Genomic DNA, 21,138 nt, shown 5'->3' on the forward strand with positions numbered 1-21,138 from the left:
CTTACCCCGCCCATTCGAACAGCACCGTCGCCAGCGGCGGCAGGGTCACCAGCATCGAGCAGGGGCGGCCGTGCCAGGGTGAGGCCTCGGCCTCGACCCCGCCAAAATTGCCGACGCCGGAGCCGCCATAGATCCCGGCGTCGGTGTTCAGCCGCTCGACCCAGCGGCCGCCATGCGGCACGCCGATGCGGTAGCCCTGGCGCGGCACCGGGGTGAAGTTCGACACCGCCAGCACCGGCCGGTCGCCCTCGTCGCCGCGGCGCAGCCAGACCAGGATCGAATCGGCGCTGTTGCTGGCGTCGACCCAGTCGAAGCCCTGCGGCTCGCAGTCATGCACATGCAGCGCCGGCAGCTCGCGGTACAGCCGGTTCAAATCGCCGACCAGCCGCTGCACCCCGGCATGGCGGTCGCCGTCCAGCAGGTGCCAGTCCAGGCTGCGGTCGTGGTTCCATTCGTTGCGCTGGGCGAACTCGCCGCCCATGAACAGCAGCTTCTTGCCCGGATGGGCCCACATGAAGCCGTAATAGGCTCGCAGATTGGCGAATTGCTGCCAGTCGTCGCCCGGCATCTTGCCCAGCAGCGACCCCTTGCCGTGCACCACCTCGTCATGGCTCAGCGGCAGCACGAAGTTCTCGCTGAAGGCATAGAGCAGGCCGAAGGTCAGGTCGGAATGGTGCCAATGGCGGTGCACCGGGTCCTTCTGCATGTAGCGCAGGGTGTCGTTCATCCACCCCATGTTCCATTTGTAGCCGAATCCCAGGCCGCCAAGATGGACGGGACGCGACACGGCGGGCCAGGCGGTCGATTCCTCGGCCAGGGTGGTCACCCCCTCATGCCGGCCGAACACCTCGACATTGGTCTGGCGCAGGAACTCTACCGCGTCCAGATTCTCGCGGCCGCCGAAGCGGTTCGGCACCCACTCCCCGGCCTTGCGGCTGTAGTCGAGATACAGCATCGACGCCACGGCATCGACCCGCAGCCCGTCGACATGGAAGCGGTCGAGCCAGAACAGCGCGTTACCGAGCAGGAAGTTGCGCACCTCGGCCCGGCCGTAATTGTAGATCAGCGTGCCCCAGTCCTGGTGCATGCCCTGGCGCGGATCAGCGTGCTCATAGAGCGCGGTGCCGTCGAACCGGGCCAGGCCGTGCTCGTCGGTCGGGAAATGCCCGGGCACCCAGTCCAGGATCAGGCCCAGCCCGGCGCGGTGGCAGCGGTCGACGAAGGCGGCGAAATCCTCCGGCGGGCCGAAGCGGCTGGTCGGGGCGTAGAGGCCGATCGGCTGGTAGCCCCAGGAGCCGTCGAACGGATATTCGCTGACCGGCAGCAGCTCGATATGGGTGAAGCCGAGACCAGCGGCGTAGGGGATCAGCTGGTCGCCCAGCTCGCGCCAGGACAGAGGCCGGCCGCCTTCCTCCGGCACCCGGCGCCAGGAGCCGGGGTGGACCTCGTAGATGCTGATCGGGGCGCCGCGCCGCTGCGCCGCCGCGCGACCGGCCAGCCATTCGGCGTCGTCCCAGCTGGGCTCGGGCAGGCCGTGCACGATCGAGGCGGTCTTCGGCGGATGCTCGGCCCGGAAGGCGAAGGGATCGGTCTTCAGCGGCAGCAGGTCGCCGTTCGGGCCGCGGATCTCGAACTTGTACGCCGCGCCGGGGCCGATTCCGGGCAGGAAGATCTCCCATACGCCGATGCCGGGATGCAGCCGCATCGGATGCAGCCGTCCGTCCCAGCTGTTGAACTCGCCGACCACGGCGACGCGGCGGGCATTCGGCGCCCAGACGGCGAAGACCGTGCCGTCGACCCCGTCCAGCGTCCGTGGATGGGCGCCGAGCCGCCGGTACAGCTCGAGATGCGTGCCCTCGCCGAGCAGGTGCAGGTCGATCTCGCCGAAGCTCGACGGAAAGCGGTAGGGGTCCTCGATCTCCCACACCCCGCCGGCGGTGCCGTAATCGATGCGCAGCCGGTAGCGTGGCGGGAAGGGGCGCTCGATGCGGCCATCGAACACGCCATCCGCATGGCGCCGCTCCAGGCGGACCAGCACCGCGCCGCTGTCCGGGTCGATCGCCTCGACCGCCGCCGCGTCCGGCCGGAAGCAGCGCAGCACCGTGCCGTCGCCGTCGGGATGGGGGCCGAGCACGCCGAATGGGTCGCGGTGGTCGGACGCGATCAGCGCCGCGATGTCGGCCGGGTCGGTCAGGCCGTCGCGGGCGGCGGTCTCGGCCGAGGGGCGGGGATCGGTTCGCGTCATCGGCTTCTCCATCCTCGCGTGATCTTGACCGGTTCCTGCCGGAAACAACAAGGGCGGATCCGGGATGGATCCGCCCTCGCGTCGCGCGCCGGGGTGGTTTCGGTCAGCCGCCGGAGCCGGGCGCGGCCGCAGGCGGCTGGGCAGTGCCCTCGGCAGGCGGCGTCGCCGGCGCAGCGGGCGCCGCCGGGGCGGCGGCATCGGGTGCCGCCGGCGCCGTGCCCTGCGGGGCGGCCTGGCCGCTCTCCTGCTTCTGCCGCTCCGCCTCGACCGCCGCCATCTGCGTCTGGATGAAGGTGGCCAGCTTGCCCGAGGCGTCGTCCGCCAGCGCCTTTTCGGTCTCCAGCGCCTGGTGGAAGAAGGCGCTGTAGTAGTTGTCGTCGAGGGTGAAGACCAGCGACGCCGCGATCTTCTGCTGGTTCATCGTGCAGCTCAGCTCGGCGCGCTTGACGGCATAGGGGCCTTCGATGACGGCCGGCTGGTCGCTGCTCTGCCAGTCGGTGCCGCAGACCGACTTCATGATCTCGAGATAGCGCTTGGCGAACTGGTCGATCTCGACCGCATCGCCGCGCGGCTCCTGGTGCAGGCCGCCGACGACCTTGCCGTCGGTGCCGACCTGCCAGGCCTGGTTGATCTGCAGCGGGTCGCGCGGCAGCTTGCGCGGGTCGGCGATGCCGACATCCTTGATGCCGGCGCCATTCAGGATGTCCTGCAGCGCGCCGACCGGCATGCCGAAGCCCTGGGCGCCGATCAGGGCACGCGGATCGCCGCCCTGCTGCTGGCCGCCCTGCTGCTGGCCACCGGCACCGGCATTGCCCTGGGCCTGGGCGATCAGCTTGCGCGCGGTCTCGATGCAGTCCCGCAGCCCGCCGAGGGCGGCTCCGGTGCCGGTGAGCGCGAAGGTGAACTCGCCCTTCGGAGTGGTCACGATCGCCTTGCTGCCCTTGGCCAGGAGCTGGAACAGCTGGCCGTCCTGCCCGACCGGCAGGACATAGGCGACCGGGGAGACCGGAACGATGTCGAACTGCTTGTCGTAGGCGGCATCGACCCGGATGCGGCCCTTGCCCTTGTCGGCTTCCTTCAGGCCCCAGTTCTGCTTCACGACGGCGACGTTGAACAGGTAGTTGGGGTTCAGCGTGAAGGCCAGCGTCATCCCGCCATCATAGGGTTTCGACACGTCGCAATGGCTGAACTGCTGGTTCTGCGGGTTCGGAACCGCGCCGCCCTTCCAGCCGCCGGCATCGATCTTGAATTCCTTCGGCAGCGGAGCCTGTCGGCCCTGCGGCGCCGCCTGGGCCGGAGCCGCCTGAGCCGGCTGGGCAGCGGCAGGCGCCTCCGCCGGCTTTTCGGGCTGTGCCGGGGGCGTGGCCTGCTGCGCGATCGCCGGAACGGCGAACAGGAGCGGGAGCAGCGCCGCGCCGGCGCGGAGGGTCGAAAGATTCATTACAGGACGCGTCCGTCTGATGTATCCGGGCGGGTCAGTCTCGAGCCTTTCCCGCAGGGCGGGCCACACTCGTCCAAGGCGGAGCGGCTTGTCAATCCGCCAGAACGCAGCGCGGCGGCTACCAGCGCAGATACAGCGCCAGGAACATGTAGGCCGAGAAGGCCAGCAGCAGCACCCCGGCGACCCGGTCGATCCACAGCAGCGTCCGCGGCGTCAGCCGGCCGCCGGTGGCCGAGACGATGAAGCTCAGCGCCGTGAACCAGGAGGCGGAGCCGACCAGCACGCCGGCGACGAGGATCAGCCCGGAGGCGATGGACAGCGTCTCCGCCAGCCCGACCGCGGTGAAGGCGGTGGCGAAGGTCAGGATCGTCATCGGGTTGCTGAGGGTCAGCAGGAAGGCCGTGATCACCGCGGTGACCTCGCTGCTCTCGGTCCGTCCGGTCTCCGGGTCGCGCTCGATATGGCCGGCATGCAGCAGGGTGCGCACGGCCAACACGGCCAGCACGGTGCCGCCGATCAGGTGCAGCGCGTCCTTGACCGTGATCAGCCAGGCGCTCAGCGCCACCATGCCGAAGGCGGCGATCAGGCCGAACAGCCCGTCCGCGAAGGCGGCGCCGATGCCGGTCAGGATGCCGAAGCGGGTGCCGTGGATCAGCGTCCGGCGAATGCACAGGACGCCGATCGGGCCGACCGGCGCGGCAATGGCGATGCCCAGCGCGATGCCTTTGGCGAACAGGAAGGGATCGGTCATCACGTGTGGGGTGCCGCCGGCCTCGTGTTAGGTCGTGTTACAACAGAACGATCGCGAATGGTGGTTCGCCGGTCCTTCGATTAAACCAATGCGAGGTCGAAACCAACGGGGGCGATTCGGATGGACGTGAAACTCCGCCTCGATGCCATCGGTCGCACCCTGGTGCTGGCGCTGCAGGAGAACGCCCGCGCCAGCTATGCCGAGCTCGGCCGGCTGGTCGGCCTGTCGCCGCCGGCGGTGGCCGAGCGGGTGAAGCGGCTGGAGGATCAGGGCGTCATCAAGGGCTTCCGGGCCGAGGTCGACCGCGGCCGGCTCGGCTACGGCCTGTCCGCCTTCGTCCGGCTGCGCTGCCGGGCCGAGACGTTCCCGGCGGTCGAGGCCTTTGCCCGTACCGTGCCCGAGGTGGTGGAGTGCCACGAGGTCGCGGGCGAGGACGCCTATGTCTTCAAGCTGGTGGCCCGCTCGATCCAGCATCTCGACGAGATCCTGCTGCGTCTGGCCGCCTTCGGCGCCACCACCTCCTCGCTGATCCTGTCCTCGCCGGTCGCCGGCCGGGTGCTGCCGCCGGCGAGCGAGTGACCCCTCGACCGCTTTCCTGTTGCGGCGCGGCACGCCCGCGCCGCAATCTGCCCGCAATGGCCGACCGCCTCTGAAGGGACGATGTTCGACAAGATCCTGATCGCCAATCGCGGCGAGATCGCCTGCCGCGTCATCCGCACCGCGCGGCGCATGGGCATCAAGACCGTGGCCGTCTATTCCGAGGCCGATGCCGACGCGGTGCATGTCCGCATGGCCGACGAGGCGGTGCCGATCGGCCCGGCGCCCTCGGCCCAGTCCTATCTGGTGATCGACCGCATCATCGAGGCGTGCCGCGCCACCGGCGCCCAGGCGGTGCATCCCGGCTACGGCTTCCTGTCGGAAAATCCGCGCTTCTGCGCGGCGCTGGAGGCAGCGGGCATCGCCTTCATCGGCCCCGGCGTCCACGCCATCGAGGCGATGGGCGACAAGATCGAATCGAAGAAACTGGCCCAGGCCGCCGGCGTCTCGACCGTGCCGGGCCATCTGGCGCCGATCCTCGACGAGGACGAGGCGGTCGAAGTCTCCCGCCGCATCGGCTATCCGGTGATGATCAAGGCGTCGGCCGGCGGCGGCGGCAAGGGCATGCGCGTCGCCGGCAATGACGACGAGGCGCGCGAGGGCTTCCGCTCAGCCCGCAACGAGGCGCGCTCCGCCTTCGGCGACGACCGGGTCTTCGCCGAGAAGTTCATCGAGGAGCCGCGCCACATCGAGATCCAGGTGCTGGCTGACGCCCACGGCAACACCGTCTATCTCGGCGAGCGCGAATGCTCGATCCAGCGCCGCCACCAGAAGGTGATCGAGGAGGCGCCGTCGCCCTTCGTCAACGAGGCGATGCGCCGGGCGATGGGCGCCGAGGCCTGCGCCCTGGCCCGGGCCGTCGGCTACCGCTCCGCCGGGACGGTCGAGTTCATCGTCGGCGCCGACCGCTCCTTCTACTTCCTGGAGATGAACACCCGGCTGCAGGTCGAGCATCCGGTGACCGAGGCGGTGACCGGCCTCGACCTGGTTGAGCTGATGATTCGCATCGCCGCCGGCGAGGAGCTGCCGTTCCGGCAGGAGGATGTGCGGCTGGAGGGCTGGGCGGTCGAGGCCCGGGTCTACGCCGAGGATCCGCTGCGCGGCTTCCTGCCCTCGATCGGCCGACTGACCCGCTACCGGGCGCCGGAGGAGGGGCCGCAGGTCCGCGTCGACACCGGCGTCGACGAGGGCGGCGAGATCTCGATGCACTACGACCCGATGATCGCCAAGCTGATCGGCATCGGGGCGAACCGGAACGCGGCCATCGCCGCGATCCGCAGCGCCCTGGACGGCTTCGTGATCCGCGGCGTCAGCCACAATATCCCGTTCCTGGCGGCGCTGATGCACCATCCGCGCTTCGTCGAGGGCCGGCTGACCACCCGCTTCATCGCGGAGGAGTTCCCGAACGGCTTCCACGGCACCGCTCCGGCGGGCGAGGCCGCCGACCGGGTCGCCGCCCTGGGCGCCGCCCTGCTGCACCGCGAGGCCGTCCTGCGCGGCGGCGTGGCGGGGGCGCGGGACTGGGTGCTGCGCGGCGCCCGGCAGAACCGGCCGGTGACGGTGGGGGCGGATGCCGATGGCTGGCGCGTGACGCTCGACGGCCGATCCTTCGCCATCCAGGGGCATTGGCGGCCGGGCGAGACGCTGTTCGACGGCACGATCGACGGATCGCGCATGGTGGCGCAGGTCGACCGCCGCCCGATCGGGCTGCGCCTGACCCATGCCGGCGGCGAATCCGACCTGGTGCTGCTGACGCCGCGCGCCGCAGCACTGGCCGAGCTGATGCCGGTCAAGGCGCCGCCCGACATGTCGCGCTTCCTGCTGTCGCCGATGCCCGGCCTGCTGGTCTCGCTCGCGGTCGCCGCGGGCGACCCGGTGCGGGCCGGGCAGGAGCTGGCGGTGGTCGAGGCGATGAAGATGGAGAACATCCTGCGGGCCGAACGCGACGGCATGGTCGGTGCCCTGCACGCCAAGCCCGGCGACAGCCTGGCGGTCGATCAGAAGATCCTGGAATTCGCAGCGGCCTGAGGGCCGGGAGAGCGCCATGAACCGAGTCTTTCATATCCTCCTGCCGGTGCTGCTGCTGGCGGGCTGCGGCGACGGCCTGACCCCGCCGGAAAATCCGGGGCCGCCGCCGCCGATCGCCTCGATCAAGGGCGACGACCTGCATCCGCCGCCGGGCCCGACCGATCCCTTCATGATCCGGGTCGACGACCGGGCGTTGGGCGCCTGGGCCGATTACTGCACCCGGATCAAGGACATGGCCGGCCCGAACCGCCCGCCCAGCGCCGAGAAGACGCGGATCGAGGGCGACCTGAAGAAATGCGAGGAGATCTTCGCCCAGTGAAAGCGGCCAATGACGAAAGCGAGGCCCGCACCCGCTGGTTCGCCGACGTCATCGCCGGCCGCGGGACCGGGGGCTGGCACGATCCTGCCGTGGCGGTCGGCGACCATACCCAGGCGCTGCTGGTCGAGCTGGAGACCGTGTTCGGCGCCGGTGCCTGGGTCGCCACCGTGATCCTCGCCGTCGCGGTGATCGAGGCGCATCTGCGCGAGCAGGCGATCGCCTCCGGCCGGGCCGTCGACCCCTATCTCAACGCCGGGACATTGTTTGCCGAGGCCGGGCTGGACGAGCGCTTCGACGTGCTTCGCCGGGCCCGCAACCGGGCGTTGCACGTCTCCGACCCGCCGACGCTGACGGTCGACATGCACTGGTTCGAGGCCGAGCGGCTGGAGGCCGAGGCGCGCTTCGCCATCCGCCTGGTCGCCGCCGCGCTGTATGGCGGCGCACTGCCGGAGGAGCCGGAGGAAGAGGAATGAGCGGAGAACGCAAGGCAGTGTCGCTCCGCATCACCGGTCGGGTCCAGGGCGTCGGCTACCGCGCCTGGCTGGCCGGCCAGGCCACGGCGGCCGGGCTCGACGGCTGGGTGCGCAACCGCCGCGACGGCTCGGTCGAGGCGCTGCTGTCCGGACCGGCCGACGCGCTCGACCGGGTGGCGGCCGCCTGCCGCCGCGGACCGAGCGCGGCGCTGGTCGACCGGATCCAGGCGGCGGAGGCGCAGCCGCCCGATCATCCCGGTTTCGACCAATGGCCGACGCTGTGACCGGGGCTCCGCGGCTCGGCGTCGGCGCCTTCATCCGGGACGAGTCCGGTCGGCTGCTGCTGGTGCAGCGGCGGCGGGAGCCGGAGGCCGGTCATTGGGGCCTGCCCGGCGGCAAGGTCGATTTCGGCGAAACGGTCGAGGCCGCGGTGATCCGGGAGATCGAGGAGGAGCTCGGCGTCGCGCTGCGGCTCGGCGGGCTGCTCTGCCTGGTCGACCAGATCGACCGCGCGGCCGGCACCCATTGGGTGGCGCCGGTGTATCGCGCCGCCATCGCCGCCGGCGATCCGGTCAACCGCGAGCCGGCAGCCCTGGCCGCGATCGGCTGGTTCGCCCTCGAAGCCCTGCCGCAGCCGCTGACCCTCGCCACCCGCGTGGCAATCGAGGCCGCGTCGGCTTAGGCCGCGGCCGCCGCCCGCTCCAGGAATTCGTCCGGCCCGTCGACCTCGACCAGCCGGCGGTTGCGGATCTCCAGATAGCGCGTGCCGATGCCGCGCAGCATGCGCCGGTCATGGGTGACGAAGACGCAGGTCGTGTCGTCGCGCGACAGCAGGTCCTCCAGCCGCTCCCGCCCGGCGATGTCCAGGTGGTTGGTCGGCTCGTCCAGCAGGTAGATGTTGGGCTGGCGCAGCCGCAGCAGCAGGAAGGTGACGCGCAGCTGCTCACCGTAGCTGAGATTGGCGATCGGCGTCGCCTGCTTCTCGATCGGGATGCCGATATTGTGCAGCTCCCGCACCAGCTCGGCGTCGCGCAGGGTCGAGGCCGCCTGCAGCGCCCGGTTCACCGGCATCTGCCGCGGCAGGTCGGACAGATGCTGGTCGAGATAGCCCGGCCGCAGCTGCGGGTTGGCGGTGATCGACTGGCCCAGCGGCGCGTCGCCGGCGGCGGCCCGGGTGATCGCCGCCATCAGGTCGCGGATCAGATGCGACTTGCCGGTGCCGTTCAGCCCCAGCAGGGCGATGCGGTCGCCGCGGCGGATGAACTCCTGCTCGATGCGCAGCAGCTCGCGCCCGGTCTCGGTCCGCACGACATGGTCCTTCAGCCGTACCAGCGTGGCACGCTGCACCTCGCTGCTGTCCAGATTGATGTCCCGCCGGGCCTCGCGATGCGCCACAGTGGCCTCCGCCCGGCGCTGCTCGGCGCGGGACGCCACCGCCTTGGCGCGCTGCGCCATGCCGGGGTTGTGGCCCTTCAGGTTGGACCAGATCGCCAGCCGCTTGGCGGCGCGCTCCAGCCGCTCGACCTCCTTCTCGTCGCGCTCGGCCTGCTGCAGCGCCGCCAGATCCTCGCGGATCAGCTCCTGCCGCGCCTGGGAAAAGGAGGTGCCGTAGCTGCGCACCCGGTCGCCGCGCAGGATGATGGTGCGGTCGGTCACCCGGTCCAGGAACTCGCGGTCATGCGACACCAGGATGAAGGGCAGGCGCAGATGCTCGGTCAGCCAGCGCTCCAGCCGCATCACCTTGCCAACGTCGAGATGGTTGGTCGGCTCGTCCAGGATCAGCAGGTCGGGGTCGGCCAGGGTCGCCCGCGCCACCAGCAGCAGGCGCTGCCAGCCGCCGGACAGCGCGGCGACTTTCTGCTCATGCCACAGCTCGGGCTCGATCCCCAGCTCGTCCAGCACCATGTCGGCGCGCCAGGCCCGGTCGTCCCGCGCCGCCTCGGGCAGGGCCGTCACCAGCGCCTCGTGCAGCGTCAGGGGCAGCAGCTCGGCCGGCACCGCCTGTGGCACATGGCCGATCAGCAACCCGCGCCGGCGCGCGATGCGGCCGCGGTCGAGCTCGATCTCGCCGAGCAGCGCCTGGATCAGCGTCGACTTGCCGCTGCCATTGTCGCCGACCAGGCCGATCCGGTCGTCGGGATGGACGGCGAAGCTGGCGTCCTGGAACAGGGCCCGGCCGCCGATCTTGAGGGTGATGGCTTCGGCCTGGAGGAGCATGATGGGACTCGGAGAACGGATGCGGCGTTTGGGGCCGGGAGGGTATCAGATGTCCGATCAGGATAAGCCGAAAGATTATGACCCGATGGAGACGGAGGCCGAGAGGCGTCGGGAGGAGGGCGCGCGTTGGAAGGAGCAAAGCGCGGAGGCGATCCGGAGTCACAACGAGAGGGTCGAGCGAGAAGACCTGACCTTGAAGAAGTACTGGCGACACCGGTATGGGGGAGCGGCCCCAGGGGAGCCGGACAATCTTCCCATGCGCACGAACAATGCGCACTAAACCCATGATTTCGACCGATGGAAAGCGCACCCCCCGCCGTGCGACCAATCTCAGCCTCTCGGCCGAGGCCACCCGCCGCGCCAGGGAATATGGCCTGAACATTTCCAGGATCGCTGAGGATGCGATCGTCGAGGCGGTGCGCCGGCATGAAGGCGAGCTCTGGAAGCAGGAGAATGCCGAGGCGATCCGGAGCTACAATGAATGGGTGGCGGAAGAGGGCCTGCCCTTCGCGAAATTCCGGCAATTCTGATGCGCTTTGACGTCCATCGCGTCACGGGATCCGATGTGGCCCTCGCGCTGAAGGTTCAATCGGAGTTCCACGACCATCTGGACACCTGCGTGGTCGTGCCGCTCATTCCTCTCTCTCGAACCAAGATGAAGCCGGCGCGACGGCTGCAGCCAGTGTTCAGCGTTGCCGGTCAAGCTTACATGCTTGCCACACCCGCGATGGCCTCGGTTCCTGTCGACAGTCTTGGTGATCGTGTCGGGTCTCTGGCCGACCAGCACTCAGCCATCGTCGACGCCCTGGACTTCCTGCTCCGGGGCTTCTGAACCTACCCCTCGAACACCTCGTCCCAGGCCTCGCGCAGGGCCAGGTCGACATCCGCCATGGTCACCGGCAGGCCGAGATCGACCAGCGAGGTGACGCCGTACTGGGCCAGCCCGCAGGGCACGATGCCGGCGAAATGCGACAGGTCGGGGTCGACGTTCAGCGCCACGCCGTGGAAGGTCACCCAGTGCCGGATCCGCACCCCGATCGCGGCGATCTTCTTCTCGATACCGTCGCGCTCGACCCAGATGCCGACCCGGCCCTCGCGCCGCTCGCCCTTCACCTGGAACCGCGCCAGGGTGCGGATCAGCCACTCCTCCAGCGAATGGACATAGACGCGCACGTCGGGGTTGCGCCGCTTCAGGTCGACCATGACGTAGCCGACCCGCTGCCCCGGCCCGTGATAGGTGTACTGGCCGCCGCGGCCGGTGCGGTAGACCGGGAAGCGGTCGGGCGTCAGCAGGTCGGTGTCATGGGCGCTGGTGCCGGCGGTGTAGAGCGGCGGGTGCTCCAGCAGCCACACCAACTCCGGCGCGGTGCCGGCGCGAATCGCCGCCACCCGGGCCTCCATCGCCGCCAGCGCCTCGGGATAGGGGACGGCGCCGTCGTCGATTCGCCAGTCGGGCGCAAGCCGTTCCGGGCCGCCCGGAACCGCGGTTTCTGCGAGGATGGAAGACGGAATCGCGATCATCTCATCGGGCTGCTTGATCGGGCGCATCCGATCTGCTAATCCCCCCGCACCTCGGAAGGCAAGGCCCCTCGTGGGCGCGCCTGCCGTGCGGTCGTGGCGGAATTGGTAGACGCGCAGCGTTGAGGTCGCTGTGGGCTAACCCCCGTGGAAGTTCGAGTCTTCTCGACCGCACCATTATCGAAAGGCCCGCCCTCACCGGCGGGCCTTTCGCGTTTCGGCGAGCAGCCTTCTGTCGCGGCCCTTCCGCCCGGACGGAACGCTGCCTATAACGGCTCGACCCGTAACGCTGTCCGGATCCCCTGATGTCCAGCGATCTGCGCGAAGCCGCCCTCGACTACCATCGCCTTCCGACGCCCGGAAAGATCGCGGTCACGCCGACCAAGCCACTGGCGACGCAGCGCGACCTGGCGCTGGCCTATTCGCCCGGCGTCGCCGCGGCGTGCGAGGCGATCGTCGCCGATCCGGCCGAAGCGTCGCAGATGACCAGCCGCGCCAACCTCGTCGCCGTCATCACCAATGGCACCGCCGTGCTCGGCCTCGGCAACATCGGCCCGCTCGCCGCCAAGCCGGTGATGGAGGGCAAGGGCGTCCTGTTCAAGAAATTCGCCGGCATCGACGTCTTCGACATCGAGGTCAACGAGACCGACCCGGACAAGCTGGTCGACATCATCGTGGCGCTGGAGCCGACCTTCGGCGGCATCAACCTCGAGGACATCAAGGCGCCGGAGTGCTTCGAGGTCGAATCGAAGGCGCGGGCGCGGATGAAGATCCCGGTCTTCCACGACGACCAGCACGGCACCGCCATCATCGTCGCCGCCGCCATCACCAACGGGCTGCGCGTCGTCGGCAAGGACCTGACATCGGTCAAGCTGGTCACCTCCGGCGCCGGCGCCGCGGCGCTGGCCTGCCTCGACCTGCTGGTCGACATGGGGCTGCCGATCGAGAACATCTGGGTCACCGACATCGCCGGCGTGGTCTGGGACGGCCGCAACGAGCTGATGGATCCGCGCAAGCAGCGCTATGCCCGCAAGACCGAGGCGCGGTCCCTGGCCGAGGTGATCGGCGACGCCGACATCTTCCTCGGCCTGTCGGCGCCGCGGGTGCTGACCGCCGAGATGGTGCAGCGCATGGCCGACCGGCCGATCATCATGGCGCTGGCCAACCCGACGCCGGAGATCATGCCGGAGGAGGTCAAGGCCATCCGCCCCGACGCGGTGATGGCGACCGGCCGATCGGACTATCCGAACCAGGTCAACAACGTCCTGTGCTTCCCCTTCATCTTCCGCGGCGCGCTCGACGTCGGCGCCACCGCGATCAACGAGGCGATGAAGATCGCCGCGGTGCAGGCGATCGCCGACCTGGCGATGCAGGAAGGGTCTGACATCGTCGCCACTGCCTATGGCGACCAGCAGCTCAGCTTCGGCCCCGAATACCTGATCCCGAAGCCGTTCGACCCGCGGCTGATCATCAAGATCGCGCCGGCGGTGGCGAAGGCGGCGATGGACTCCGGCGTCGCCACCCGGCCGATCACCGATTTCGCCGCCTATATCGGCAAGCTCGAGGAGTTCGTGTTCCGCTCCGGCCTGGTGATGCGGCCGGTGTTCACCCTGGCGAAGGCCGAGCCGAAGCGCGTCGTCTATGCCGAGGGCGAGGACGAGCGGGTGCTGCGCGCGGTCCAGATTGTGCTCGACGACCAGTTGGCCAAGCCGATCCTGATCGGCCGCCGCGGCGTGGTCGAGCGCCGGATCGAGAAGCTGGGCCTGCGCGTGAAGCTCGATCGCGACGTCGAACTGGTCGATCCCGAGGACGATCCGCGCTACACCGAATACTGGCGCCTGTACCACCAGCTGCTGGCCCGGCGCGGCGTCTCGCCCGATGTCGCCCGCGCGGTGGTGCGCACCAACTCGACCGTGATCGCGGCGCTGATGGTGCAGAAGCAGGAAGCCGATGCCATGGTCTGCGGCAGCTACGGCCCGTACCGGCCGCATCTGCGCGACGTGCTCAGCGTCATCGGCCTGGCGCCGGGGGTGACCACCCCGGCCGCGCTCAGCGCCCTGGTGCTGCCGCGCGGCACCTTCTTCCTGGCCGACACCTACATCACCCCGGATCCGACGCCGGAGCAGATCGCCGAGACCACGCTGCTGGCGGCGGAGGAGATCCGGCGCCTCGGCATCGTGCCGAAGGTGGCGCTGCTGTCGCATTCCAACTTCGGCACCATGGACGGGCCGTCGCCGGTGAAGATGCGCCACGCCCTCTCCCTGATCCGCGAGCAGGCGCCGGCCCTCGAGGTCGAGGGCGAGATGCATGCCGACGCCGCGCTGTCGGAGGAGGTCCGCCAGCGGATCTTCCCGGACAGCAAGCTGACCGGCAGCGCCAATCTGCTGGTGTTGCCCTCGCTCGACGCCGCCAACATCGCCTTCAACATGCTGAAGGTGCTGGGCGAGGCGATCTCGATCGGCCCGATGCTGCTCGGCGTCGCCCGGCCGGCCCATATCGTCACCCCGTCGGTGACGGTGCGCGGCCTGGTCAACGTCACCGCGATCGCCACCGTCGACGCCCAGCTAGCAGGGGCGGTGTGCCCGATCGACGCCCATGCCCGGCAGGCGTCGCACGTGGCGCTCGAAGCCTTGTCGGTGTGAGGTGACGGCGGCGCCCGAAGCGGACAAGGCGCCGGCCGAGGCCCAGGAATACGGCCTGCCGCCCGGCTTCGTGCAGGGGATCGAGGAGGCGCTGGACGACCACCGCCTCGCCGAGGTGGAGGAGCGGCTGGCGCCGCTCCATTCCGCCGACCTGGCGGCGCTGCTCGAGGCGCTGCATCCGGACGACCGGCGCGTCGTCGTCGGGCTGATCCGGGTGCAACTGACCACCGATGCCGAGGCGCTGGCCTGGCTGAACGAGGACGTCCGCCAGGAGGTCCTGGATCTGCTCGGGCCGCAGGACGTCGCGGCGGCGCTGCAGGAACTCGATTCCGACGACGCCCTGGCCCTGATCGAGACCCTCGACCAGGGCGAGCGCGACGCGGTCCTGGCCAATGTCCCGGCGGCGGAGCGGCGGGTCCTGCTCGAAGGGCTGGACTTCCCGGAATACTCCGCCGGCCGCCTGATGCAGCGCGAGCTGGTGTCGGTGCCGGACTACTGGACCGTCGGCAAGACCATCGACTGGCTGCGCACCGCCGAGGACCTGCCGGACGAGTTCTACAGCCTGTTCCTGGTCGACGTGCACGGCAACCCGAGCGGCCAGCTGCCGCTGTCGCGCTTCCTGCGCGGCCGGCGGCCCGCGAAGCTGGCCGAGCTCGGGCTGGAGGACATCCATCCGATCCCGGCGGAGATGGACCAGGAGGAGGTGGCGCTGCTGTTCCGGCGCTACGCCATGGTCTCGGCGCCGGTGGTCGACCGCAACGGCAAGCTGCTCGGCGTCATCACCCTGGACGACGTGGTCGACGTCATCGACGAGGAGGCGGAGCAGGACATCTTCCGCCTCGGCGGCATCGGCGAGCAGAGCGATCTCTATCGCGACGTCGCCGCCACCACCCGCTCGCGCTTCTCCTGGCTGTTCGTCAACCTGCTGACGGCGGTTCTGGCCTCGTCGGTGATCGGCCTGTTCGAGGATGTGATCAGCCGGGTGGTGGCGCTGGCCGTGCTGATGCCGATCGTCGCCTCGATGGGCGGCAATGCCGGCACCCAGACCCTGACCGTGGCGGTGCGGGCCCTGGCGATGCGCGAGCTGACCGACAGCAACGCAGCCCGCATCCTGTGGAAGGAGGTGCTGGTCGGCGTGATCAACGGCGCGCTGTTCGCGGCGATCGCCGGCGGCGTGGTGTGGCTGTGGTTCGGGGATCCGCGCCTGGCGGTGGTGATCGGCGCCGCCATGATCATCAACCTGCTGGCAGCGGCCTTCTCGGGCACCGTGATTCCGCTGGCGATGCAGCGCTTCGGCATCGATCCGGCGGTGTCCAGCGCCGTGTTCCTGACCACCGTCACCGACGTGGTCGGCTTCTTCGCCTTCCTCGGCCTGGCGGCCCTGATCCTGCTCTGACGCCGCCCCATCCCGCGGGCTGCGGGATGGGGCTCGCTCTGGATCCGCCTCAGGCGGTGCCGACTGTCCCGGCGATGCTGGTGCTCTTGGCCTCGCGCGCGGCCTTGATCACGTTGTTGGCGATGTTGACCGCCGGGATCGTCAGATTCTGGCCGCCCGGCACGCCCCGCGTCAGGTGCTCGACGAGCTCCTTGACCTTCTCTTCACTGATGGTCTCGACGCCCGGCAGCAGCGCGATCAGGGCCGCCAGCCCGACCACCTGGCCGAAGCGCAGGTCACTGGCCACCGCCAGCTTCTTCAGCGCCTCGCGCAGATCGGCTTCGCTGATACCTGTGGATTCCACGCTCAATATGCCCTCCCTCACCGGATCCGGGTCTATGCGCAATTGCAGTGCATAGCCCGTCATGAATACTCAGGGTTGTACGAGGCGATCCCGGCCGATGTCCAGCCGTTCTCACGGAACCTGGCGATTCTACCCTGCCCGTCCCGGCAATGCGACCATCGCCTCGCGGCTCGGCTCGCCCCGGTCGGAGTCGCGGCCCCGGCGCGGGCGGCAGATCAGCGGCAGTCGTCGGGTTGCCGTCGCCAGATCCCGGCTCCTCGGCCGCGCCCCCGGGCAAGCAATGCCGCAGGTCCGCGCCGCGGCTTCAAGAAATGGCAAGTGCAGGCGGGTCGTCGCGGACACCGCCGGATCGAGATTTTTCGCGGCGTTTCCGCCGGATTCGCGTCGGGCTGGGCCGCCGCCCGGGCCGCCGGCGTGATTCGGTACGGGCCGCATCCGTTCGATCCTGTCGGGCCAATGGGTTCTTTTTTCGCAGGAAACTGTCTTGCTTGAATTTCGATCGGAAATAATATTACTAACTCAAATAATTAAATGTCAACCAAAAGGAAATGTTAAAACCTGCCTTGGAGACAGAGTCTATGTGGTTCCAAATTCATCCGTCTATTTCGTCACGAGGAAGTAAAAAACGGGAATTTCCATGGACAGCCCTATCGTTTTTTGCCTGAATGCCGGCTGGCTAGCCCTGTGGGCGGCGGCCGGGCTGTCGGCTTGGCAAGGGTTTCTTGGAGGAGGAAAACATGGGTCTTCTTGACGGCCTGCTCGGAGATGACGGGTTGCTCGGCGGTCTGCTGGGCAATGACGGTCTCCTCGGCGGCCTGCTCGGCAGCGACGGCCTTCTGGGCGGTCTGCTCGGTGATGATGGTCTGCTCGGAGGTCTTCTGGGCGAAGATGCTCTCGGCGGCGTCATCGGCACGGTGAAGAGCGTCCTGGGCTCCCTGGACGGCTTGGTCTTCGGCGGCTCCGAGGCTGATGGGCTTCTCGGCGGCGTCTTTGGCCTGGTCGACGGGTTGCTCAACGGTCTGCTCGGCGGCGATCTGCTCGGCGGCGCACTGGGCGGCGACCTGCTCGGCGGGGTCGAGGATCTGCTGGAGGGCATCCTGCACGGCGATCTTCTGGGCAGCGTCACCGGCGGCTTGCTCGAATCGGTCAGCGGCCTGCTCGGCGGCATCCTCAGTGGCGATGTGCTCGGCGGCGTCCTGAGCCTCGATCTGGGCAGCGTCGTCGGCGGCCTGCTCGAGACGGTTCAGGGCCTGCTCGGCGGCATCCTCAGCGGCGACCTGCTCGGCGGCGACCTGCTGGGCGGCGATCTGCTCGGTGGCGTGCTTGGGACGGTCGGCGACCTGCTGAACGGCCTGCTCGGCGGCGATCTGCTCGGTGGCGACCTGCTTGGCGGTCTCCTCGGTGGCGACCTGCTCGGCGGCCTGCTCGGGACGGTCCAGGGCCTGCTCGGCGGCATCCTCGGCGGCGACCTGCTCGGCGGCGACCTGCTGGGCGGCGATCTGCTCGGCGGCGTGCTGGGTCTGGTCCAGGGCCTGCTCGGCGGCGTCATCGGCGGCGACGACCTGCTCGGCGGCCTGCTTGGTGGCGTGCTGGGCGGCGAAGACCTGCTGGGCGGCCTGATCGGCGCAGTCGAAGGCATCGTCAATGGCCTGCTCGGCGGCGACCTGCTGGGCGGCGACCTGCTGGGCGGCCTGCTCGGCTCGGTCGGCGATCTGCTGAACGGCCTGCTGGGCGGCGATCTGCTCGGCGGCGTCGGCGGCGGCATCCTCGACGGCGACCTGCTGGGCGGCCTGCTCGGCACGGTGACCGACCTGCTCGACGGCGTTCTCGGCGGCGACCTGCTGGGCGGCGACCTGCTCGGCAGCATCACCGGCGTGCTGGGTGACCTGCTGGGCGGCGACCTGCTGGGCGGCGTGCTCAGCGGCGACCTGCTGGGCGGTGTCGTCGGCACGATCGAGAATCTGCTCGGCGGCCTGCTCGGCGGCGACCTGCTGGGCGGCGATCTGCTCGGCGGCCTGCTCGGCACGGTCACCGGCCTGCTCGACGGCCTGCTCGGCGGCGACATCCTGGGCGGAACCCTCGGCGGCCTCGACCTCGGCAATCTCGGCGGCGTGGTCGAGGGCATCCTCGGCGGCGTGCTGGCGACGGTCGAGGGCGTGGTCGGCGGCCTGCTCGGCGGCGACGGTCTCGGCGGCATCATCGATCTCGACGGCATCCTGGGCGGTCTGCTCGGTGGCGGCGTCGATCTCGAGGCTGCGCTCGACACCATCCTGTCCTCGCTCGGCGATGCGGTGTTCAGCATCGACGTTGGCGGTCTGACCAATATCGGCCCGCTCAGCGTCATCAACGGCCTGCTCGGCTCGGTCCTGAACGTTGTCGCCCTGGGCTCCAACTCGCTGGCCAATATCGTCGGCGACGCGGTCGGCTCGGCCGACACGATCAACGGCACCGTTAACGCCGACATCCTGAACGGCTATCTCGGCAACGACACCATCCGTGCCGGTGCCGGTGCCGACCGTGTCGCTGGCGGCACGGGCAGCGACCTGCTCTGGGGCGATGCCGGCAACGACGTCATCACCGGTGGGCTCGGCAACGACATGCTCTCCGGTGGCGCGGGTGCCGACATCATGATCGGTGGCATCGGCAACGACATCTACTATGTCGAGAACTACGGCGATCGGGTCCAGGAACAGGCGAATGGCGGCACCGATCAGGTGTTCTCGTCCATCGACTTCATCCTGTCCGACAACACCGAGGTCCTGACCCTCTTCGGCACGGCCAGGAACGGGCTCGGCAACGGCTTGAACAACCGTCTGATCGGCAACGAAGCCGTCAACGGCCTCACCGGCGGCGGGGGCAACGACGTCCTCGATGGCAAGGGCGGCAACGACATCCTCGACGGAAATTGGGGGACCGACACCCTGACCGGCGGCGCAGGTGCCGACACTTTCCGGTTCCAGGGGATCACGCAGACCGTGGTCGGCGCAGGCCGGGACGTGGTCACCGACTTCAGCCATGCCCAGGGCGACAAGATCGACCTGCACTTCATCGACGCCAGCACCAAGGTGGCCGGTGACCAGGCCTTCACCTTCATCGGTGGGGCCAACTTCACCGGCGTGGCGGGGCAGTTGCACTTCCAGGGCGGGATCCTGAGCGGCGACGTCAACGGCGACGGCCGTGCCGACTTCGAGGTCCAGGTCAAGGGTGCGGCCTCCCTGGTGATCGGCGACTTCGTGCTCTGATCGGCTTCGGCCGATCGGGGGGATCGGCCCGGACGCTTGGCCCACGGGCGTCCGGGACCCCGATCCACCAATGAGAGCGAGCCCTGCGATGCTCCGGCACCGCGGGGCTTTTCTTTTGCGGCAACGGCTGAGCTACAGTGCCGGTAAACATCCGCACGGGAGCGACGCCCATGATCCCCAATGAGCCGCAAGGCCTCGATTTCATGCTTGGCGACACCGCCGACATGCTGCGCGATTCGGTGCGCGGCTTCGCCGAGGCGGAGATCGCGCCGCGCGCCGCCGACATCGACCGCGACAACCAGTTCCCGATGGACCTGTGGCGCAAGATGGGCGATCTCGGCGTCCTCGGCGTCACGGTCGATGAGGAATATGGCGGCGCCGGAATGGGCTATCTCGAGCACATCGTGGCGATGGAGGAGATCTCCCGCGCCTCGGCTTCGGTCGGCCTGTCCTACGGCGCCCATTCCAACCTCTGCGTCAACCAGATCAAGCTGAACGGCACCGAGGAGCAGAAGCGCCGCTACCTGCCGAAGCTGGTGGCGGGCGAGCATGTCGGCGCCCTGGCGATGTCCGAGCCGGGCGCCGGCTCCGACGTCGTCGGCATGAAGCTGAAGGCCGAGAAGCAGGGCGACCGCTACATCCTCAACGGCACCAAGATGTGGATCACCAACGGCCCGGACGCCGACACGCTGGTGGTCTATGCCAAGACCGACCCGGCGGCCGGCCCGCGCGGCATCACCGCCTTCCTGGTCGAGAAGGGGTTCAAGGGCTTCTCCACGGCGCAGAAGCTCGACAAGCTCGGCATGCGCGGCTCCAACACCTGCGAGCTGGTGTTCCAGGATTGCGAGGTGCCGGAAGAGAACGTGCTCGGCCGGGTCGGCGAGGGCGTGCGCGTGCTGATGAGCGGCCTCGACTACGAGCGCACGGTGCTGGCGGCGGGACCGCTCGGCATCATGCAGGCCTGCCTCGACATCGTCCTGCCCTATGTCCGCGACCGCAGGCAGTTCGGCCGGGCGATCGGCGAGTTCCAGCTGATGCAGGGCAAGGTGGCCGACATGTATGTCGCCCTCAACGCCTCCCGCGCCTATGTCTACGCCGTCGGCCAGGCCTGCGACCGTGGCCGAGTGACCCGGCAGGATTCCGCCGGCGCCATCCTCTACGCCGCCGAGAAGGCGACCTGGATGGCGCTGCAGGCGATCCAGGCGCTTGGCGGCAACGGCTACATCAACGACTTCGCCACCGGCCGCCTGCTGCGCGATGCCAAGCTGTACGAGATCGGCGCCGGCACCTCCGAGGTTCGCCGCATGCTGATCGGCCGCGAAGTGATCGGGCTGAAGGGGTAGGGCGCTTCACACCGGGTGTGACCGGTCACGGCGGGCGGAGACCGACCCGGGCAGGACCAGGGTGAGGTCGTCGCCGGCGGCGCTTTTCCGATCTCGTTCAGCCGTCGATCCGGATGCCCCTTTGGATGGTCCTCGACACCGGCCACGCCCCGAGGCGACGAGCCGCGGGACGACCTGCGCAACCTCAAGTTCGGATGCGCGCCGATCATCGTTTGAAATCCACTCAATCCAAGCCGAATCTCCGGCGGAATGCCGGCGATTCAAATAACATTTCAGATATCTGGGATATGTCGATCTGAAATTTCGTTGAATTTAAGACATCAGTTTGATTGTTGACTCAGTGATGTTCCTTCGGAATCATTCTATTGGGCATGTAGTCTTATAGATCAGTGAGGTGGTCTTGCCGAAATCTTAAACATTTCTGTCTTTTATCTGAAATATTTCGGTGGCCGCAGGTGGGGTATCCACAACGTCTGCCGAAGCTGCCGACACGCCGTTTCCCGAGGCGGCTGTGGCGGCACTGAAGGGCCGGTTCAGGTGTGGGAGAGATGTATGCGCGCAGACATGATTGCTCGTCTATCCT

At 69.1% G+C, this 21,138-nt stretch carries 18 protein-coding genes and 1 tRNA gene; 13 read left to right on the forward strand and 6 right to left on the reverse strand.

Annotation, left to right across the window (positions count from 1 at the left end):
• Window position 1 precedes the first annotated feature (1 nt).
• The 3 genes from glgB to QFZ27_RS15145 form a co-directional block, all read right to left on the reverse strand.
• On the reverse strand, window positions 2-2,245 hold the full coding sequence (gene glgB, locus QFZ27_RS15135; protein ID WP_429227205.1) for a 1,4-alpha-glucan branching protein GlgB: 2,244 nt from the start codon (window positions 2,243-2,245) through the stop codon (window positions 2-4).
• 103 nt (window positions 2,246-2,348) lie between these two features.
• Window positions 2,349-3,686 carry a hypothetical protein gene (locus tag QFZ27_RS15140; RefSeq protein ID WP_429227206.1) on the reverse strand — a complete coding sequence of 446 codons (1,338 nt, stop codon included), beginning with the start codon at window positions 3,684-3,686 and terminating at the stop codon, window positions 2,349-2,351.
• 118 nt (window positions 3,687-3,804) lie between these two features.
• Window positions 3,805-4,437: a LysE family translocator gene (locus QFZ27_RS15145; RefSeq protein WP_429227207.1), complete on the reverse strand. Its 633-nt coding sequence runs from the start codon at window positions 4,435-4,437 to the stop codon at window positions 3,805-3,807.
• 120 nt (window positions 4,438-4,557) lie between these two features.
• Here QFZ27_RS15145 and QFZ27_RS15150 point away from each other — a divergent pair, with 120 nt between their 5' ends.
• From QFZ27_RS15150 to QFZ27_RS15175, 6 genes are all read left to right on the forward strand, one after another.
• Window positions 4,558-5,016, forward strand: coding sequence for an Lrp/AsnC family transcriptional regulator (locus QFZ27_RS15150; RefSeq protein WP_429227208.1), 459 nt, complete (start codon window positions 4,558-4,560; stop codon window positions 5,014-5,016).
• A gap of 81 nt (window positions 5,017-5,097) precedes the next feature.
• Window positions 5,098-7,062 carry an acetyl-CoA carboxylase biotin carboxylase subunit gene (locus QFZ27_RS15155; protein WP_429227209.1) on the forward strand — a complete coding sequence of 655 codons (1,965 nt, stop codon included), beginning with the start codon at window positions 5,098-5,100 and terminating at the stop codon, window positions 7,060-7,062.
• 16 nt (window positions 7,063-7,078) lie between these two features.
• Window positions 7,079-7,381: a hypothetical protein gene (locus QFZ27_RS15160; RefSeq protein ID WP_429227210.1), complete on the forward strand. Its 303-nt coding sequence runs from the start codon at window positions 7,079-7,081 to the stop codon at window positions 7,379-7,381.
• Window positions 7,378-7,854, forward strand: coding sequence for a hypothetical protein (locus QFZ27_RS15165; protein ID WP_429227211.1), 477 nt, complete (start codon window positions 7,378-7,380; stop codon window positions 7,852-7,854). Before QFZ27_RS15160 ends, QFZ27_RS15165 begins: the two co-directional genes overlap by 4 nt.
• On the forward strand, window positions 7,851-8,138 hold the full coding sequence (locus QFZ27_RS15170; RefSeq protein ID WP_429227212.1) for an acylphosphatase: 288 nt from the start codon (window positions 7,851-7,853) through the stop codon (window positions 8,136-8,138). The genes QFZ27_RS15165 and QFZ27_RS15170 overlap by 4 nt, the downstream gene beginning before the upstream one ends.
• On the forward strand, window positions 8,123-8,536 hold the full coding sequence (locus QFZ27_RS15175) for an NUDIX domain-containing protein (RefSeq protein WP_429227213.1): 414 nt from the start codon (window positions 8,123-8,125) through the stop codon (window positions 8,534-8,536). Before QFZ27_RS15170 ends, QFZ27_RS15175 begins: the two co-directional genes overlap by 16 nt.
• On the opposite strand, the gene QFZ27_RS15180 is transcribed toward QFZ27_RS15175, so the two are convergent.
• Window positions 8,533-10,071: an ABC-F family ATP-binding cassette domain-containing protein gene (locus QFZ27_RS15180; RefSeq protein ID WP_429227214.1), complete on the reverse strand. Its 1,539-nt coding sequence runs from the start codon at window positions 10,069-10,071 to the stop codon at window positions 8,533-8,535. The genes QFZ27_RS15175 and QFZ27_RS15180 overlap by 4 nt on opposite strands.
• Window positions 10,072-10,355: 284 nt before the next feature.
• On the opposite strand from QFZ27_RS15180, the gene QFZ27_RS15185 reads away from it, so the two are divergent.
• Window positions 10,356-10,601 carry a type II toxin-antitoxin system CcdA family antitoxin gene (locus QFZ27_RS15185; protein ID WP_429227215.1) on the forward strand — a complete coding sequence of 82 codons (246 nt, stop codon included), beginning with the start codon at window positions 10,356-10,358 and terminating at the stop codon, window positions 10,599-10,601.
• Complete coding sequence (locus QFZ27_RS15190; RefSeq protein ID WP_429227216.1) at window positions 10,601-10,903, forward strand: CcdB family protein; 303 nt, start codon at window positions 10,601-10,603, stop codon at window positions 10,901-10,903. Before QFZ27_RS15185 ends, QFZ27_RS15190 begins: the two co-directional genes overlap by 1 nt.
• Before the next feature lie 2 nt (window positions 10,904-10,905).
• On the opposite strand, the gene lipB is transcribed toward QFZ27_RS15190, so the two are convergent.
• Window positions 10,906-11,619 (reverse strand): lipoyl(octanoyl) transferase LipB, encoded by a 714-nt coding sequence (gene lipB / locus QFZ27_RS15195; RefSeq protein WP_429227217.1) that lies wholly within the window; start codon window positions 11,617-11,619, stop codon window positions 10,906-10,908.
• Between the two features lie 60 nt (window positions 11,620-11,679).
• On the opposite strand from lipB, the gene QFZ27_RS15200 reads away from it, so the two are divergent.
• The 3 genes from QFZ27_RS15200 (at window position 11,680) to mgtE (ending at window position 15,627) form a co-directional block, all read left to right on the forward strand.
• Window positions 11,680-11,766, forward strand: a tRNA-Leu gene (locus tag QFZ27_RS15200).
• 128 nt (window positions 11,767-11,894) lie between these two features.
• The gene (locus tag QFZ27_RS15205) at window positions 11,895-14,231 is read left to right on the forward strand and encodes an NADP-dependent malic enzyme (protein WP_429227218.1); all 2,337 of its coding nucleotides are present in this window, start codon (window positions 11,895-11,897) and stop codon (window positions 14,229-14,231) included.
• Between the two features lies 1 nt (window position 14,232).
• Entirely contained in the window at window positions 14,233-15,627 is a 1,395-nt protein-coding gene (gene mgtE, locus QFZ27_RS15210; RefSeq protein ID WP_429227219.1) for a magnesium transporter, read from the forward strand.
• Window positions 15,628-15,676: 49 nt separating this feature from the next.
• Here mgtE and QFZ27_RS15215 read toward each other — a convergent pair whose 3' ends face one another.
• A complete protein-coding gene (locus QFZ27_RS15215) occupies window positions 15,677-16,033 on the reverse strand; it encodes a hypothetical protein (protein ID WP_429227220.1) in 357 nt (118 codons plus the stop codon).
• Window positions 16,034-16,707: 674 nt separating this feature from the next.
• Here QFZ27_RS15215 and QFZ27_RS15220 point away from each other — a divergent pair.
• A complete protein-coding gene (locus QFZ27_RS15220) occupies window positions 16,708-19,212 on the forward strand; it encodes a calcium-binding protein (RefSeq protein ID WP_429227221.1) in 2,505 nt (834 codons plus the stop codon).
• 170 nt (window positions 19,213-19,382) lie between these two features.
• The gene (locus QFZ27_RS15225; RefSeq protein ID WP_429227222.1) at window positions 19,383-20,555 is read left to right on the forward strand and encodes an isovaleryl-CoA dehydrogenase; all 1,173 of its coding nucleotides are present in this window, start codon (window positions 19,383-19,385) and stop codon (window positions 20,553-20,555) included.
• The last annotated feature ends 583 nt before the right edge of the window (window positions 20,556-21,138 follow it).

This window comes from Inquilinus ginsengisoli, from assembly GCF_050434925.1.
In the GTDB taxonomy this organism is placed as follows: Bacteria; Pseudomonadota; Alphaproteobacteria; order DSM-16000; family Inquilinaceae; genus Inquilinus; species Inquilinus ginsengisoli_B.